Origin of the sequence: Pseudomonas sp. zfem002 (assembly GCF_032621685.1) — a bacterium.
Classification (GTDB): Bacteria; Pseudomonadota; Gammaproteobacteria; order Pseudomonadales; family Pseudomonadaceae; genus Aquipseudomonas; species Aquipseudomonas japonica.
The window spans coordinates 155611-172348 of the sequence record NZ_JAVYJH010000012.1 but is presented as its reverse complement, the minus strand read 5'-3'; the positions used below and the strand labels follow the sequence as shown (position 1 = coordinate 172348).

Here is a 16738-nt window from a genome sequence, read left to right as displayed (position 1 = left end):
AGCAGCCAAATGCGCAGCCTGTACGGTCCTCTCTTCTTCTTCAGCTTCATCGGCACGGCGACAATCCTGGCCAGCCTGGGCGCACGCTTCGCCTGGCTGTTGCCGCTTTTGCTGGCGGCGATCGCAGTCAGCGCCACCTGCGAACGCCTGTGGCCCTATCGTCCCTTCTGGAACCAGCCACAAGAGGACACCACCCGCGACGTCCTGCATGCCGGCGTCAACGAATCCCTGAACATCCTCAGCGTATCCGCCATTCCCTTGATCGCGCCTTTGCTGCCGAACCTGGGCATCTGGCCGAGCCACTGGCCGCTGGCCTGGCAGCTGCTGCTGGCCATCCCCATCGCTGACCTCGGCATCACCCTGGTGCACTACGCCAGCCATCGTTCGGCGCTGCTGTGGCGCCTGCACGCGGTGCACCACAGCGTCACCCGGATGTACGGCTTCAACGGCCTGATGAAGCACCCGCTGCACCAACTGCTCGAAGCCCTCGGCGGCACCCTGCCCCTGCTGCTCTGCGGGCTGCCACAGGAGACCACGGCGCTGCTGGCCTTCGCCATCGCCATCCAGTTGCTGCTGCAGCACAGCAACGTCGATATGCGCCTCGGTGCGCTGCGCCATGTCTTCGCCTGGGCACCGGTGCATCGCCTGCACCACCTGAAGTACGGGCGCAATGGCGATGTCAATTTCGCCCTGTTCTTCAGCGTCTGGGATCGTTTGCTGGGCACGGCTCTGCATCTGCCCGACTACGAGCTGGCCGACGATGACCTCGGTATCGGCGATTGCCCCGACTACCCGGTGGCCTACACCAAGCAGTTGCTGCAGCCCTTCGTCGGGCCCCAGGCCAGCCATCCGCCGGCAGCGCTGCCACCCGGGTTGCGCGATGCGCTAGCCGATCACGCGCAGCTCTAGGTGGCGCAAGGTGTGGTCGCCGCGGATACCGAAGTGCCGGCGGATAGTGCGCGACAGATGGGCGGAATCGGCGAACCCCGCCGTGGCGGCGGCGCGGGTCAGGCTGTGGCCGGACAGCGCCAGTTGCAGGGCCAGGCGCAGGCGCTGCCAGAGCACCAGGCGGCGCACGGAGACGCCCAGTTCGCCACTGAACAGGCGCTCCAGCTGGCTGAGGGACAAGGCGGCCGCACTGGCGAGCTCGGCGGCAGGCAAGGCGTCGGCATCGAGCTCGCGAATGCGCTGCACGGCCTTGGCCAACCGGGGTTGCAGCGTGCGGCGCGGCAGCCGCGACAAGGCGCCGACCAGGCCCTCGACATCCGCGCCGACGCCTTCGCACACCGTGCGCAGCAGGGGCAGTTCGAAGGCCAGCGGCTCGGCGTACAGGCTGAGCAGGGACTGCTCGCCAGTGAGGATGGCATGTTCCCGGCCCGACTCGATCAGCAGCACCGGGCCGCGCTCGGCCTTGCCGTCGACAAGGGCTTCGACCTCCCCGGATCGGGCAATCAGCACCTGGTGAGGATAGTGGGCGTGGCTGCCGGTGTGTCCGGCCTGGCCGACGATCAGGCAATGATCGGGGGCCAGCCAGAGGGTGCCGTGCCAGTGGGGTTGGAGGGGTTGCAAGGTCGGGCTCCGCCTGGGCCATGGGTGGGCAACAGTAGCATTTTCCCAGGCTTGCACGACCTCATCGCGGGCAACGCCCGCTCCCACGGAGTTAGCGGTGCATGCGGTCTCTGTGGGAGCGGGCGTTGCCCACGATGAGGCCGCCAATGTCACGCACAGTCAAACCGGCTGGCGCTGACACTCAAGACAGCCTACCGCTCGTTAGTAAAACTTCCCCCAGTCCCTCCGGACGCCTGCGAAAGCAACGATGCAGAGACGTCGCCCGTCCTCGTCGACCATCCAAAAATGCCCGCCGTACCACGAGATCGCCCCATGACTACAAAAATCGACTTCATCTACCTTTCCGAGCAGGACATGATCCGCGCCGGTGTCACCGACATGCCGGCCTGCGTCGACACCATGGAGGAAATGTTCGGGCTGCTGTACCAGGGCGACTACCGCATGGCCGGGCCGAACAACGATTCCCACGGCGCGATGATCACCTTCCCGGAGAACTCGCCGTTCCCGCACATGCCCAAGCCCACCGCTGACCGGCGCATGATGGCCATGCCCGCCTACCTGGGCGGCAACTTCCGCACCTCCGGCTGCAAGTGGTACGGCTCCAACATCGCCAACCGCGAGAAAGGCCTGCCGCGTTCGATCCTGATGTTCACCCTCAACGACGCCGACAGCGGCGCACCACTGGCCTACATGTCGGCCAACCTGCTCTCGGCCTACCGCACCGGGGCGATTCCCGGCGTCGGCGCCCGCCACCTGGCGCGCAAGGACTCGAAAGTCATCGGCCTGCTCGGCCCCGGCGTGATGGGCAAGACCACCGTCGCCGCGTTCATGGCCGCCTGCCCGCTGGTGGACACCATCAAGATCAAGGGCCGCGGCCAGCGCAGCCTCGACAGCTTCATCACCTGGGTCAAGCAGACCTACCCGCAGATCACCACCATCAAGGTGGTCGACAGCCTGGAAGAAGTGGTGCGCGATTCCGACCTGGTCACCTACTGCAGCACCGGTGAAGTCGGCGACCCGAGCAAGTACCCGCTGGTCCGTCGCGAGTGGGTCAAGCCCGGCGCCTTCCTCGCCATGCCGGCCCCCTGCAGCATCTGCGAGGGCATGGAACAGGACGATATCCGCAAGGTGGTCGACAACACCGGCCTGTACCAGGCCTGGTTCGAAGAGCTGCCCAAGCCCGCGCACAACTACGTGCCGCTGGTGGGCGTGCGCTACATGGACATGATCGCCGAAGGAAAACTTTCGGCCGAGCAGGTCGAGGACATCGGCAAGATCATCGCCGGCGACGCGCCGGGCCGCCTCAACGACGAGGAAATCATCCTGATGTCGGTCGGCGGCATGCCGGTGGAAGACCTGGCCTGGGGCACCGTGGTGTACCGCAAGGCCGTCGAGCTGGGCATCGGCGTCAAGCTCAACCTGTGGGACACCCCGGTCCTCAGCTGATCCCCTTCCTTTACCTAGATACGAGGCAATCCCCATGACCCAGATCGTCAAGGTCAAAAGCGGTTCCATCTTCGAAGAAAAAGCCAGCTACTCGCGGCTGGTGGTGGTCGACAACTGGATCTACGTATCCAACACCGCCGGGCGCAACCCGGACACCAAGCTGATCCCGGAAGACGTGATCGAGCAGGCCGAGCAGGTGTTCCAGAACATCGAGCGGGCGCTGGCCGCGGTCGATGCCAGCCTGGCCGACGTGGTCTGCTCGCGGGTGTTCATCCAGGACCCGGCCGATGTGCCGAAGGTCATGGACTTCATCGGCGGCAAGTTCCGCGGCATCGACCCGGCCAGCACCGTGACCTGCCCACCACTGGGCTCGACGGTCTACAAGGTCGAGCTGGAAGTCACCGCCTACCGCGGTGCCTCCAAGGCCGAGGCCGTGTACATCAACCTCGGCCAGTGATCCCCTGAGCCGTCATCTTCGCGCCAACGCAGAGCACTCCATGTCGCCGACCATCGACCCCGTACAGACCCAGCAGCAACTGCCGCCCGCGACCACCGTGGTGATCATCGGCGGCGGCATCATCGGCCTGACCGCCGCCCTGACCCTTGCCGAGCGCAAGATTCCCGTGGTGGTCCTGGAAAAGGGCCGGATCGCCGGCGAGCAGTCGTCGCGCAACCTCGGCTGGGTGCGCAAGACCAGCCGTCACGCCGACGATATCCCCCTGGCCCTGGCCGCGGATCGCCTGTGGGCGCAGATGCCGGAGCGGGTCGGCGCGGATGTCGGCTACCGCCAGGCCGGGATCATGTTCATCGCGCGCAACGAAGCGCAGATGAACATGCATGCCAACTGGCTGAAGAGTGTCGAGCACCTGGACCTCGATACACGTCTGCTCAGCGCCCGGGAAATCGCCGACAAGGTGCCCGGCGGCAAGGGCGACTGGCTGGGTGGCATCTTCACTCAGTCCGATGCCCGCGCCGAACCGACGCTAGCCTCCAGCGCCATTGCCAGAGCGGCGATGGCCAAGGGCGCGGTGATCCTCGAGAACTGCGCGGTGCGCACCCTGCAGACCAGCGGCGGGCGCGTCAGCGGGGTGGTCACCGAGCGCGGCGAGATTCGCTGCGAGCAGGTGCTGCTGGCCGGCGGCCTGTGGTCGCGGCGCTTTCTCGGCAACCACGGCATCGACCTGCCGACCCTGCCGCTGGTCTGTTCGGTGCTGCGCACCCAGCCCATGGAAGGCCCGACCGAGACCGCCGTCGGCGCCCCGGACTTCTCCTTCCGCAAGCACAAGGACGGCGGCTTCATCATCACCCAGCGCGGCAAGCTGGACGCCTTCCTCACCCTCGATCACCTGCTGCTCGGCCGCCGCTACCTGCCGCAACTGAAAGCGCAGCGCGACTTCCTGAAGATTTCCTTCGGCAAGTACTTCTTCAACGACCTGGCCCTGGCCCGGCGCTGGAGCGCCGACAGCGTGAGTCCGTTCGAACGGGTGCGGGTCACCGACCCGGCAGCCAATGCCACGCTCAACGGTGACGCCCTGCGCAACCTGCGCGCGGCCTGGCCGGTGTTCGAGAAAGCCGAGATCGCCCAGGCCTGGGCCGGGACCATCGACGTGACGCCGGATTCCAACCCGGTGATCGGCCCGGTCGCCGCCCTGCCCGGCCTGACCCTGGCCACCGGCTTCTCCGGCCATGGCTTCGGTACCTCGCCGGCCGCGGGGCACCTGGCGGCGGACCTGGTGTCCGGCGATACGCCGATCATCGACCCCGCGCCCTATCGTTTCGAGCGTCTGGCTTAAGGTTTGCGCAGCCCTGCCCGGGATTCCGGCCAGGGCTTTGGCTTAAGGGGCTGAAACGAATCACTTTTCCGACCCATTCAGTCAACAATTCGCGGTACTCTTGGGAACGATGTCAATACGACATCATCGAACGAAGGCTTCAGCCGTTTCCCAAGGAGTTTCCATGCAGTTCAGGCAAATCAAAATCGGCAAGCGCGCTGCCGCCATGTTTACCTTGCTCGGCCTACTGGTTCTGGCGCTCGGCCTGATATCGCTCTACGAGACCCGGCAGATGGACCGGGCGTCCACTGAAATCCGCATGACCTGGCTGCCTGCCGTGGTGTCCCTCGGCGAGGTCGGCACCGACGTCAACCGCGCCCGCGCCATGACCCTGCGCAGCCTGCTCGAAGAGCAGCCGCAAACCCGCGCCGCGACCCTCAAGCGTGCCGAACAGCTCAACCAGAACCTCAAGGACACCCTGGACGCCTACGAAAGAACCATCTTCGAGGCGCAGGACCGCACCCTGTTCAACACCTTCGTCAGCGCCCGCGAGCACTATGCGCAGATCCAGGCCAGTGTCAGCGACGCGGTGCTGAACAACCGCCTGGACAACGCCCGGCAACTGATCAACGGACCACTGGGCGAAGCCACCGACGCCATGCAGGCGGCGCTGCGTGCCCTGGTCGCGTACAACGCCGAGGGTGCCGAGAAGGCCTCGCAGCGCAGCGCCGATGCCTCGCAGGAGTCGTTCCTGCTGATCATCAGCACCCTGGTGCTGATCATGCTCGCGCTGGCCGTCATCGCCACCTTGCTCACCCGCAGCATCGTGGTGCCGCTGGCCGAGGCGGTGGACGTGGCCGAGCGTATCGCCACCGGCGACCTGACCCGCGACATCGAGGCCGCCGGCAAGGACGAACCCGCCCTGCTGCTGGGCGCCCTCAAGCGCATGCAGGGCAGCCTGCGCTCGACCCTGGCGCGGATCAGCGCCTCGTCCGATCAACTGGCCTCGGCCTCGGAAGAACTGCATTCGGTGACCGAGGACACTAGCCGCGGCCTGCACCAGCAGAGCGCCGAGATCGACCAGGCGGCCACCGCCGTCAACCAGATGACCGCTGCCGTCGAGGACGTGGCGAACAATGCGGTGAGCACCGCCGATGCCTCCAAAGGAGCCGACCAGACCACTCGCGATGGCCGTGAGCGGGTCAACCAGGCGCTGCACTCGATCCAACTGCTGGTGCACGAGGTGACCGGCACCGCGGGGGATATCGAGAAGCTGGCGACCAGTGCCAACGAGATCAGCCGGGTCATGGACGTGATCGGCGCAATTGCCGGGCAGACCAACCTGCTCGCCCTCAATGCCGCCATCGAAGCGGCGCGGGCCGGCGAGGCCGGCCGTGGTTTCGCCGTGGTCGCCGATGAAGTGCGCGCCCTGGCCCATCGCACCCAGCAGTCCACCGGCGAGATCGAGCAGATCGTCGCCGAGATCCAGAGCGGCACCGGCCGCGCCGTTGAAGCCATGCAGAGCAGCCAGGGGCGTGCCAGCGGCACCCTCGACGTGGCCCGCGCCGCCGGCGAGGCGCTGGAACTGATCGCCGCAGCCATCGCCTCGATCAACCAGCGCAACCTGGTGATCGCCAGCGCCTCGGAACAGCAGGCCCAGGTGGCCCGCGAGGTGGATCGCAACCTGGTGAACATCAGGGATCTGTCGCTGCAGACCTCGGCCGGGGCCAACCAGACCAGCGCCGCGGCGCAGGACTTGTCGCGCCTGGCGGTGGAGCTGAACGGGATGGTGGCGCAGTTCAAGGTGTAGGAGCGCAGCTCGCCCGCGAAAGGCCTGCACAGCAGGCCCAATCCAGTCTCCGCCGAATTGGGACCGCTACGCGGTCCTTTCGCGGGCAAGCCACGCTCCTACGGGGATCGCGTCGGTAAAAAGGGCCTGCAGGGATTGCACAAGGCCATGTGATCCGGCTTAATGCCCGCCTCTCGCCTCGGGCTACTCCATGCTTTCACGCCTGCGCACCCACATCATCCTGCTCGCATGCCTCGCAGTGCTGTTCAATCTGCTGGCCATGCCGCTCGACCGTGCCTTGCGCCCGCCCACCGTGGATAACCAGTCACTGATTCTCGGCAGCTTCTGTACCCTCCACGGCGTGCAGAGCCTGCCCAAATCCCTGCTGGCGCAACTCAAGGCGGAACTGCCCGAACTCGACGGCCAGACCAGCAGCAAGGTGCAAAGCGGCGACTGCTGCTGCGGCCATGCCGCCCACGCCGCGCTGCCCGGCGAATACGTCCGGCACCTGTTCCCGCGCTTCTGGCCCGAGACCCTGCTGCTCGACCCCGACCACCTGCTGCCCCTGCCCCGCGAGCAGTGGCCCAGGCTCAACCCGCGCGCCTCCCCCGCTTCCGTCGCTGTGATCTGACATCGCTACGCCTGCCTGCCTTTAACCGGGCGGGTCGCGCGAGCCTATCCAAATCAAGCCAGGAAGCCTTTGCATGTTTCGCCTGACCACCCTGGCGCTGCTGATCAGCAGCGCCACTACCTGCGCCTGGGCGCAGGACGACAGCCTGACCCTGCCCGCCAGCCAAGTGACCGCCAGCGGCGATACGCCCGCCGAGGGCACCCGCCTCGACCTCGATCGCCCCATCGACAGCGGCTCGCGCCTGCACCTGAGCCCGCGGGAAAACCCCGCCTCGGTCAGCGTCGCCGACCGCGCGACCATGCAGAGCATCGGCGCGCGCACCTTCCAGGACGCCGCCAACGCCCTGCCCGGGGTCAACGCCTCGGCACCGCCAGGCTTGGGCGGCTATGTCGCCTATCGCGGTTTCAACGGTGCGCAGATCGCCCAACTGTTCAACGGCATCAACCTGCAATATGGCTCGGCCGCGCGACCGGTCGGGGCCTGGATCTACGACCGGGTCGAACTGCTCGGCGGGCCGTCCTCGTTCCTCAACGGCAGCGGCGCGGTCGGCGGCAGCCTGAACATGGTCACGCGCCTGGCCAGCCGCGAGGCGGACAGCTTCGAAGGCCGGGTCAGCTATGGCCGCTACGACACCCGGGAAACCGCCATCGGCATCAACCAGGCGCTGAACCAGGGTGACGGCCCACGTCACTACGCGCGCCTGGACTACAGCCGCACCGGCAGCAACGGCTATATCGATCGCCAGGAAAACAATGCCGGCAACCTGGCCTTTTCCCTGCTCAGCGACTTCAACGAGCGCCTGTCCCACACCCTGGCCATCGAATACCTGGAAGAACAGGAAGACAGCCCGTACTGGGGCACGCCGGTGCTGCGCCCGCTGTCCGGCACGCTGCACATCGACAAGCACCAGCGTTTCAACAACTACAACGTCGAAGACGGCCGCTACGAGCAGCGCACCCGCTGGCTGCGTTCGATCACCGAGTACCGCTTCAGCGACGACACCCAATTGCGCAACACCTTCTACCACTACGAAGGCCAGCGCGATTACCGCAACCTCGAGGCCTACCGCTACAACGCCGGCAACAGCGCGATACTGCGTTCCAGCGGTTATCGCCAGCGCCACGACCAGGAAGTCAACGGCAACCGCCTCGAGCTGACCCACCTCGGCGAGCTGTTCGGCCTGGCCAGCGACTGGGCCTTCGGCCTCGACTACAACCACAACCGGCAGACCAACTACCCGCTGTCCAAGGGCGCCTTCGACACGGTCGCTCCGGGCGCCTTCGAACCGGGGCACTTCCTCGATATCCCGGGGATGGCCGCGCCACGCGCCAAGGGCCGCAGCACCACCACCGATACCTCGTCGGCCTTCGTCGAGAACCGCACCCGCCTGACCGACCGCCTGGCGCTGGTCAGTGCGCTGCGCTACGACCATATCGACTTCGATGTCGTCGATCATGTCGCGCGCACCGGGCTGGACCGGCGCTGGGATGCGATCACCGGACGCCTTGGCCTGGTCTACGACCTGACGTCGAACCTCAGCCTCTACACCCAATACAGCACCTCGGCGGAACCACCGGGCGGCGCCCTGACCAGTGCGTCGATCAGCCAGGTCGGTGACTTCGACCTGAGCCGCGGCCGGCAGGTCGAGGTGGGCAGCAAGTTCGACTTCCTCGACGGTCGCGGCAGTGCCACCGCGGCGGCCTACCGCATCGTGCGCAAGAACATCTCGGTGCCCTCCTCGACCCGCGCCAACGTCACCGAACAGGCCGGCCAGCAGACCTCCACCGGCATCGAGCTGGCGGCCTCGTTCAAGATCACCGAGCAGTTGCTGGCCTCCGGCAACTTCGCCTGGGTCCGCGCCGAGTACGACGAGTTCAACGAGACCATTGGCGGCGTGGTGTACTCGCGCAAGGGCAAGACCCCGGTGAACATTCCCGAGCGCACCGCCAACCTGTGGCTGACCTATGACGTCGCCCCCGGCTGGCAGGTTGGCGCCGATGCGCGCTACGTCGCCTCGGTGTACGCCGATACCGCCAACAGCATGTGGGTGCCGTCGTACACGCTGTACGGTGTATCCGTGAGCCATGACCTGGACAGGCACACCAAGGTCAGCGCGCGCCTGCGCAACCTGACCGACGAGGTCTATGCGAGCTTCATTCACCAGAGCAATACCCAGTACTACCTGGGCGAGCCGCGCAGCCTGGAAGTGGCGCTGGACTGGAAGTTCTGATCGGCCAGACGCCGGCATAGGCAGGGTGGACGGCGAGACGCTAAACTCGCTGCCACCCCGCATCGGCATAGCCTCTTCGTCCATGAGCAAGATCGACCAGTACCTGCAGGCCGCCGTCCGCGACAACACGCGACGCAGCTACCGTTCTGCCATCGAGCATTTCGAAGTGACCTGGGGCGGCTTCCTGCCCGCCAGCGCCGACAGCATCGCCCGCTACCTGGCGGACTTCGCCGGCGAACACTCCATCAATACCCTGCGCCAGCGCCTCGCCGCGCTGGCGCAGTGGCATCTCAGCCAGGGCTTTCCCGACCCGACCAAGGCGCCGCTGGTGAGGCAGATGCTCAAGGGCATCCGCGCCCTGCACCCGGTGCAGGAACGCCAGGCCGCGGCCCTGAGCCTGGAACACCTGCAACGGACCGTCAGCCATCTCGAACGCTGCGCCGACGAGGCCCGGCGCGAACAGCGCCTGGCCGATCTGCTGCGCGCCCGGCGCGATGCGGCGCTGCTGCTGATCGGCTTCTGGCGCGGTTTTCGTGGCGATGAACTGGCGCGGCTGCGCGTCGAGCATATCCAGGCCCAGGCCGGTGGCGGCATGCAGCTGTACCTGCCGCGCAGCAAGGGCGACCGCCAGGGACACGGGGTCACTCACCGCATGCCGGCGCTGAAGCGCCTGTGCCCGGTACAGGCCTACCTGGAATGGATCAGCATCGCCGGGATTGCCCACGGGCCGCTGTTCCGCAAGCTGGATCGCTGGGGCAACCTGGGCGAGGAGGCGCTGCACAGCGGCAGCCTGATCGCCCTGCTGCGGCGCATCTTCGCCGACGCCGGCGTCCCCGCGGACCTCTACAGCGCCCACTCGCTGCGCCGCGGCTTCGCCACCTGGGCGGCGGCCAGCGGCTGGGACACCAAGGCGCTGATGAGCCATGTCGGCTGGCGCGATGTGAAGTCGGCGCTGCGCTACGTGGACGCCAGCGCCTCGTTCGGCGAACTGGAACTGCTTTCTCCGCTACTGCCGCGTCTGCCGCAGTGAATCAGATGCCCCTGGCGACCTGCCACAACCGCGCGATATCACCGGCGCGGGCCGCCAGCAGTTCGCCGGCATCGCTACAGGCCTGCTGCAGGCTCATCGGCCCGCTGGCGATGGCGAACGCGGCATCGATGCCATGTGCGTACAGTGCCTGGTAGCCCTCGCCCAGGGTCCCGGCCAGGACCAGCACTGGCACGCCATGGCGCTTGGCGATGCGCGCCACGCCGAAAGGCGTCTTGCCGCGCAGGGTCTGGGCGTCGAAGCGGCCTTCGCCGGTGATCACCAGATCGGCGCCCTGTACCGCGCTGTCCAAGCCGGCCAGCTCCGCCACCACCTCGATTCCCGGACGGAACTGCGCGTCGAGAAACGCCTTGGCGGCGAAGCCCATGCCGCCTGCGGCGCCGCAACCGGGGAGGTCGCGCACGTCGCGCCCCAGCAGTTGCGCGCAGTGATCGGCGAAATGGCCCAGGGCATGGTCGAGCAGTTCGACCTGGGCGGGACTGGCGCCCTTCTGCGGACCGAAGATCGCCGAGGCGCCATTGCTGCCGCACAGCGGGTTGTCGACGTCCGCCGCGACTTCCAGGCGCACCCCGGCCAGGCGCGGATCGAGGCCGCTGGCGTCGAGGCGGCCAAGGTTGCACAGGGCCAGGCCGCCCTCCTCCAGTTCCGCGCCCTGGGCATCCAGGGTACGCAGGCCGAGGGCGCGGAGCATGCCGCTGCCGGCATCGTTGGTGGCGCTGCCGCCGATGGCGAGGATGATCCGCTCGGCGCCGGCATCCAGCGCCGCGCCGATCAGTTGGCCGGTACCGTGGCTGCTGGTACGGCAGGCGTCGCGCTGGCTCGGTTCGAGCAGTTGCAGCCCGCTGGCCTGGGCCATTTCGATGATCGCGGTGCGCGACCCGGCGAGCCAGCCCCAGTGGGCGCTGACCTCATGGCCCAGCGGCCCGCGGACCGCCAGCGTGCGCCGCTCGCCGTGACAGGCGGCGACGATGGCTTCCATGGTGCCCTCACCGCCATCGGCCATCGGGCAGCACAGCAGTTGCGCCTCGGGCAGCACGGCGGCGATACCGCTGGCGATGGCCGCGGCCACCCCTTCGGCGCTGAGGCTGTCCTTGAACGAGTCGGGGGCGATGACGATTTTCATGAAGGGCTCCTGTTGCAGATGCCAGCATCCTGCCAGTTGTTGCGCGGGTCGGCTTCTGTCGAGTGCACAAGACGCGGGGGGCTTGTTTGTTCAGTTGGACAAGTACTGCTCTTTGCCGACGCTCCAGCGGCCCGCGGCGGGCCTTCATGAAGCACCGATTAAGATAGTTTCACCCAAACGCCCCCGCTGTTTAATTGAACCGCCGGCGGCCGCCGGAGATCATGAATCGCTCCTTTCATTCCCCCGCAAGCCCGCCGGATACAGGACCCGGCGGCAGAGGGCCGTGCCCGCCAAACCTGTCCGCGGACGCTGCCCCGGCGCCTGAAACGATGCAACTTCTTCGACTATCCCGGTTAATCCAGATGTTCCGGCACAAGGCCATGAACCATGGGCAAGCCACTCTTTCCAGGAAACCTGTGCACATGCAAGCCGCCCCTATCCCCTGCAACGAACGCATCCTGCTGACCGGTGCCACCGGTTTTCTCGGCGGTGCGGTCGCAGCGCAATTGCTCGCCGCGGGCCACGGCGCCAACCTGGCCTTTCTGGTGCGTGCCGAAACCCGCGAACAGGGGCTGCTGCGCGTACGCGACAACCTGCGCCAGCATGGCGTCGGCGAGCCGCGGTGCCTGGCGCTGGAGGCCACGCAGATCATCTGCGGCGACTTCCTCGATACCGCCTGGCTGCCCCGGGAGACACCGCGCCTGATGCAGATCGAACGGGTGATCAACTGCGCCGCCGTAGCGTCCTTTTCGAAGAACCCGAGCATCTGGCCGGTCAACGTCGAAGGCACCTTCGCCTTTGCGGCGCTGATGAGCCGCTCCAAACGCCTGAAGCGCTTCCTGCATGTCGGCACCGCCATGTGCTGCGGCCCGCAACAGACCTCGCCAATCAGCGAATCCTGGGATTTTCCGCAGGAAGACGAACAACTGGTGGACTACACCGCGTCCAAGGCGGAAATCGAGCGTCGCCTGAGCGAGGAATTACCCAGCCTGCCGCTGGTGGTGGCGCGCCCTTCCATCGTGGTCGGGCACCGCACCCTGGGTTGCCAGGCGTCCGGCAGCATCTTCTGGGTGTTCCGCATGGGCTTCGCCCTGGAGAGCTTCACCTGCGGGCTGGATGAACGGATCGACGTGATCCCGGTGGACTACTGCGCCGAAGCGCTGATCGGCCTGGCACTGAAACCCGGGCTGGAGCACAACCTCTATCACATCTCCGCCGGCCATCATGCCGCCTGCACCTTCGCCGAGATCGACAGCGCCTTTGCCCAGGCCAATGGCGCGGCACCGGTGGGCGAGCGTTATCGCAAGATCGGCGTGGACGATCTCAAGTCCCTCGCCGGCAGCTTCGCCTCGCGCATCGGCCCGGCCAATCCACGCCTGGTCCTGCGTGCGCTGCGCCTGTACAGCGGTTTCGCCGACCTCAACTATCTGTTCGACAACAGCCGCCTGCTGCAGGAAGGCATCGCCCTGCCGCCACGCTTCACCGACTACCTCGATGTCTGCGTGCGTTCCTCCAGCGGCGTCAGCATCGCCACGCAAATGCAGTGGGATTTCAAATAGATAGGTCGCGGATATTTCCGCCGGACGGATGGGACGGACGTGCAATAGCGAGTGAATTCGGCCATGCCCTGCGGTACCCTAGCCGGCGAATTTCGCCAGATACCCGCCCATCTTGAATACCCGATCCCTGACACCCCGCGAGGCCTACCAGATTCTTCGTGACATCGCCCAGGGCATCCGCCCGATGCGACGCATCGGTGAGCAGAACTGGACGCAGGTGCGCAACGGCCTGCTCACCGTGGAAGTGGATGGCTGGGTCTTCACCCTCTACAACGATGGCGATGCCCTGGGGCACTGCGACCGCTGCTACAGCCCCGCGGGCGAGGCCTATATCTTCGATGCCGCGCATCCCTACGGGAGCAACCCGGTGGAGTTCATGAGCCAGTGGGAGCGGCAGCAGGTCGAGGGCATGCTCAGGCATCTCTGAGTACACCCTCGACTGCCAGGCCGCGAGCACGCCGCGGCCTGTTTCGTCTAGCCGGCGACGGCCTCGTAGGACACCACCCGGTTGCGCCCGCCCTGCTTGGCCTGGTACATCGCCTGGTCGGCCTGGCGCAGCAGGTGCTGGTAGTCCGGGTGACCGTTGTAGGTGGCCACGCCGATGCTCACCGTCACCGGGTGCCGGCGGCCTTCGGTGAGATTGAGCGGTTCCGCCTCGACCTGGCGGCGCAGCTTTTCCGCGACCTTCAGTGCGTTGGCGTGGTTGATGTCGACCAGGATCATCAGGAACTCCTCGCCGCCCATGCGGAACACGTAGTCGCCGGCACGGCTGTGGCTGCTGAGGATTTCCGCGGTCTGCTGCAGGATCAGGTCGCCGGCATCGTGGCCGAAGGTGTCGTTGATGTACTTGAAGCGGTCGATGTCCACCGCCAGCACCGAGAAGCCCTGGGCACTCTTCTGCGCGATGGTGATCTCGTTGCCGATCACCACCGGCAGGAACTTGCGGTTGAGCATGCGGGTCAGCACGTCGCGGCCACTTTCCAGCTCGTTCGCCGTGTTGAACAGGCTGTCGAGGTTGAACATCAGGCTCTTGGTCTGGTCGCGGATCTCGCGCAGCAGGGCCATGCGCAGTTCCTCCCCGGCGGCGAGGAACTGCGGCAGCAGCTCGTCGTCCATGTTGCGCACGATGCCCAGGATCTGCTCGCTCTGCGGAGTGTTCTGGAAGGCATAGGCGCCCTTGTGGCGGAACCACAGGCCGAAGTCCGAGGTGGCCAGGCGCGGCAGGTTGACGCCGCTGGAGCCCATCGCCAGGTCGAACATCAGGCTGTTCTCCCAGTCGAGCAAGGCACCGCGCTGACGCTCGCGCTCGGTGGTGATGTTCTGCAGCACCGAGAACAGTCGATAGCCTTCCTCGTTGCGCGAGTTGCGGTCATGGGAGCGGCTGTAGGCATGGCTCATGATCTCCATGGCCAGGTCCATGGTTTCGCTGGACAGGCGCAGGATCTGCGCATGTTCCTCGGCCGCCCAGCCCTGCTCGACGATCAGCTGGAACAACTGCTTTTTCAGGTGGCGCGCGCCGCTCAGCACCAGGTGCAGCGGCACGTCGATGCGCGCGTGCACCTCGCCGACCTGCTTCTGCAGGGCCACCAGGGGCAGGAAGTCGTCCTCGGCGCTGGCGGAGTAGACCTTCACCAGCCAGGCCTGCATCGAGCTGCCCAGGCGGCTTTTGACTTCATCGTGGGAAAGGATCAGCGAAGCGTTCGGGTCCGCCAGCATATGTTCGTAGAAGCGCGCGGCGAGCGTGGCCTTGTGGCTTTCGACCAGGCTTTGCAGGGCTCGGGTCAGGGCGCGGGGGAATTGCGCAACCAGGCTGTGCCATTCCCTGGCTTGTAGTTCTGGAGAAACGCTGGGCATGTCTGGCCTATTTTCAGTTCAGCAGCCGCGCATTCTATTGCACGACGAACATGAAAGTCTTTGAAGTACCTCGCGGTATTCGATCAACGCCCTTCATGCAGGCAGCCGCAACGCGGGCTGCCCTGGGTCTGCGCGAGCCTTTCCGCCGCCACCGCCTCACGCCACCAGCGCTGGCCCGGCTGCGGCGCATAGAGGTCGAGGCGCTCGCCCATGCCCGGGGTGGTCACGCTGAGCGCGTGTTCGGCGGCGTGCTCCAGCACCGCCTCGAAGGGCTCGTACCAGGCGTGCATGGCCAGGTCGAAGGTGCCGTTGTGGATCGGCAGCAGCCAGTGGCCGCCGAGGTCGAGATGGGCCTGCACGGTCTGCCGCGGGTGCATGTGCACATAGGGCCAGTGCTCGTTCCAGGCGCCGGTTTCCATCAGGGTCAGGTCGAACCGGCCGAAGCGCCGGCCGATCTCGGCGAAACCGTCGAAATAGCCGGTGTCGCCACTGAAGAACAGGCGCAGGCGCGGCGCTTCGATCACCCACGAGCACCACAGGGTGCGGTTGCCGTCGCGCAGACCGCGTCCCGAGAAGTGCTGCGCCGGGGTCGCGGTGAGGCGCAGGCCGCCGGCGTCGATGCCCTGCCACCAGTCGAACTGGCGTACCTTGGCCGCCGGCACGCCCCAGGCCAGGAGGCGGTCGCCGACGCCCAGCGGGGTTACGAACAACTCCACCTTGGGCGCGAGCACCCGGATGGTGGCGCGGTCTAGGTGGTCGTAGTGGTCGTGGGAGAGGATCACCCCGCGGATCGGCGGCAGCTCGGCGAGGCTGATCGGCGGCTCGTGGAAGCGCTTGGGCCCGGCGAAGGAAAACGGCGAGGCGCGCTTGGAGAACACCGGGTCGGTCAACCACCAGCCGCCTTCCAGCTTGAACAGCACGGTGGAATGGCCGAGGCGGAACAGGCTGCCATCGGCGGCGGCGTCCAGCGCCGCGCGGCTCAGCGGTTGCACCGGCAAGGCGACACGCGGCACGGTGGCGCGCGGCTTGTTGAACAGCAGGTTCCAGATCACCCGGGCATTGGGTTCGGGCGAGTCGGCCGGGCGCGGCGTGAGGTTGTGAAAGCGTCCCTGCCGGGCCTGGGGCGAATGGTCATGATTGGCGATCGGCGCACGCAGCAGCGGGGGGAGTTTCAAGATCGGGTGTCCTGGGGGGAAGGATTGCCCAATCTACGCCGGTTGTGCGCTGATTCAAGTGAACCGGGATGAATTGCGCGGATCGGACAAGGACGCTGGAGGAATAGGCAATTTAGCGCGCATCAAGACTTCCAGGTGCCTGGCTTGAGGCTTGCAGCGGTCTCCAGATCGAGCGCCGCCCGCGCGGCGCATCGCGGGCTCCGCCCGCTCCCACATTTGTTGCAACGCGCCATGGCCTGTGGGATTTGAGTTGTCAGCCTTTGTTTTTTCGGCGATGCATCGCGGGGAGGCTGTTGGACTCGACTGGGTATCGCGTCGAACCAACAAGGCGGTCAACCATGGCCTGTCAGGCATAGGTACGTTGCAACAAATGTGGGAGCGGATTCATCCGCGATGCGCCGCGCGGGCGGCGCTCGATCTCAAGGGCGCTGCAGGACTCAAGACAGGCACCTGGAAGTCTTGACGCAGTTTCCCGCCAGACTAAGCTCCACGGCCTTCATGACACTGCCGGATGTTCTTCCCCCCACACCTCGCGTACAGTT

Annotated in this window: 14 protein-coding genes; 10 read left to right on the top strand and 4 right to left on the bottom strand. The window is 66.6% G+C overall.

Going from position 1 to position 16738, the window contains the following annotated elements; all coding sequences use genetic code 11:
• The first annotated feature begins 9 nt into the window (after nucleotides 1-9).
• The gene (locus RTI28_RS15700) at nucleotides 10-909 is read left to right on the top strand and encodes a sterol desaturase family protein (protein WP_316921292.1); all 900 of its coding nucleotides are present in this window, start codon (nucleotides 10-12) and stop codon (nucleotides 907-909) included.
• Here the strand turns inward: RTI28_RS15700 and RTI28_RS15695 are convergent.
• A complete protein-coding gene (locus RTI28_RS15695) occupies nucleotides 886-1569 on the bottom strand; it encodes a helix-turn-helix domain-containing protein (RefSeq protein WP_316921291.1) in 684 nt (227 codons plus the stop codon). The genes RTI28_RS15700 and RTI28_RS15695 overlap by 24 nt on opposite strands.
• Nucleotides 1570-1881: 312 nt before the next feature.
• Here RTI28_RS15695 and RTI28_RS15690 point away from each other — a divergent pair, with 312 nt between their 5' ends.
• The 7 genes from RTI28_RS15690 to RTI28_RS15660 all read left to right on the top strand — a co-directional run bounded on the left by RTI28_RS15690 (nucleotide 1882) and on the right by RTI28_RS15660 (nucleotide 10467).
• On the top strand, nucleotides 1882-3015 hold the full coding sequence (locus tag RTI28_RS15690; RefSeq protein WP_316921290.1) for a tyramine oxidase subunit B: 1134 nt from the start codon (nucleotides 1882-1884) through the stop codon (nucleotides 3013-3015).
• A gap of 34 nt (nucleotides 3016-3049) precedes the next feature.
• Nucleotides 3050-3472 (top strand): RidA family protein, encoded by a 423-nt coding sequence (locus RTI28_RS15685; protein WP_042130184.1) that lies wholly within the window; start codon nucleotides 3050-3052, stop codon nucleotides 3470-3472.
• A 40-nt stretch (nucleotides 3473-3512) separates the two neighbouring features.
• Complete coding sequence (locus RTI28_RS15680) at nucleotides 3513-4808, top strand: FAD-binding oxidoreductase (protein WP_316921289.1); 1296 nt, start codon at nucleotides 3513-3515, stop codon at nucleotides 4806-4808.
• Between the two features lie 163 nt (nucleotides 4809-4971).
• Nucleotides 4972-6597, top strand: coding sequence for a methyl-accepting chemotaxis protein (locus tag RTI28_RS15675; RefSeq protein WP_316921288.1), 1626 nt, complete (start codon nucleotides 4972-4974; stop codon nucleotides 6595-6597).
• Nucleotides 6598-6787: 190 nt separating this feature from the next.
• A complete protein-coding gene (locus RTI28_RS15670; RefSeq protein ID WP_316921287.1) occupies nucleotides 6788-7207 on the top strand; it encodes a DUF2946 domain-containing protein in 420 nt (139 codons plus the stop codon).
• Nucleotides 7208-7280: 73 nt separating this feature from the next.
• Complete coding sequence (locus RTI28_RS15665) at nucleotides 7281-9437, top strand: TonB-dependent receptor (protein ID WP_316921286.1); 2157 nt, start codon at nucleotides 7281-7283, stop codon at nucleotides 9435-9437.
• Nucleotides 9438-9519: 82 nt separating this feature from the next.
• Nucleotides 9520-10467, top strand: coding sequence for a site-specific integrase (locus tag RTI28_RS15660; RefSeq protein ID WP_316921285.1), 948 nt, complete (start codon nucleotides 9520-9522; stop codon nucleotides 10465-10467).
• 1 nt (nucleotide 10468) lies between these two features.
• On the opposite strand, the gene RTI28_RS15655 is transcribed toward RTI28_RS15660, so the two are convergent.
• Nucleotides 10469-11608 carry a glycerate kinase gene (locus RTI28_RS15655; RefSeq protein WP_316921284.1) on the bottom strand — a complete coding sequence of 380 codons (1140 nt, stop codon included), beginning with the start codon at nucleotides 11606-11608 and terminating at the stop codon, nucleotides 10469-10471.
• Between the two features lie 422 nt (nucleotides 11609-12030).
• Here RTI28_RS15655 and cprA point away from each other — a divergent pair, with 422 nt between their 5' ends.
• Both cprA and RTI28_RS15645 read left to right on the top strand, forming a co-directional pair.
• Nucleotides 12031-13167, top strand: coding sequence for a cationic peptide resistance protein CprA (gene cprA / locus RTI28_RS15650; RefSeq protein WP_316921283.1), 1137 nt, complete (start codon nucleotides 12031-12033; stop codon nucleotides 13165-13167).
• 112 nt (nucleotides 13168-13279) lie between these two features.
• A complete protein-coding gene (locus RTI28_RS15645; RefSeq protein ID WP_316921282.1) occupies nucleotides 13280-13594 on the top strand; it encodes a hypothetical protein in 315 nt (104 codons plus the stop codon).
• 47 nt (nucleotides 13595-13641) lie between these two features.
• Here RTI28_RS15645 and RTI28_RS15640 read toward each other — a convergent pair whose 3' ends face one another.
• Entirely contained in the window at nucleotides 13642-15021 is a 1380-nt protein-coding gene (locus RTI28_RS15640) for a diguanylate cyclase (RefSeq protein ID WP_316921281.1), read from the bottom strand.
• A gap of 83 nt (nucleotides 15022-15104) precedes the next feature.
• Nucleotides 15105-16196: an MBL fold metallo-hydrolase gene (locus RTI28_RS15635; RefSeq protein ID WP_316921280.1), complete on the bottom strand. Its 1092-nt coding sequence runs from the start codon at nucleotides 16194-16196 to the stop codon at nucleotides 15105-15107.
• Nucleotides 16197-16738 lie beyond the last annotated feature (542 nt).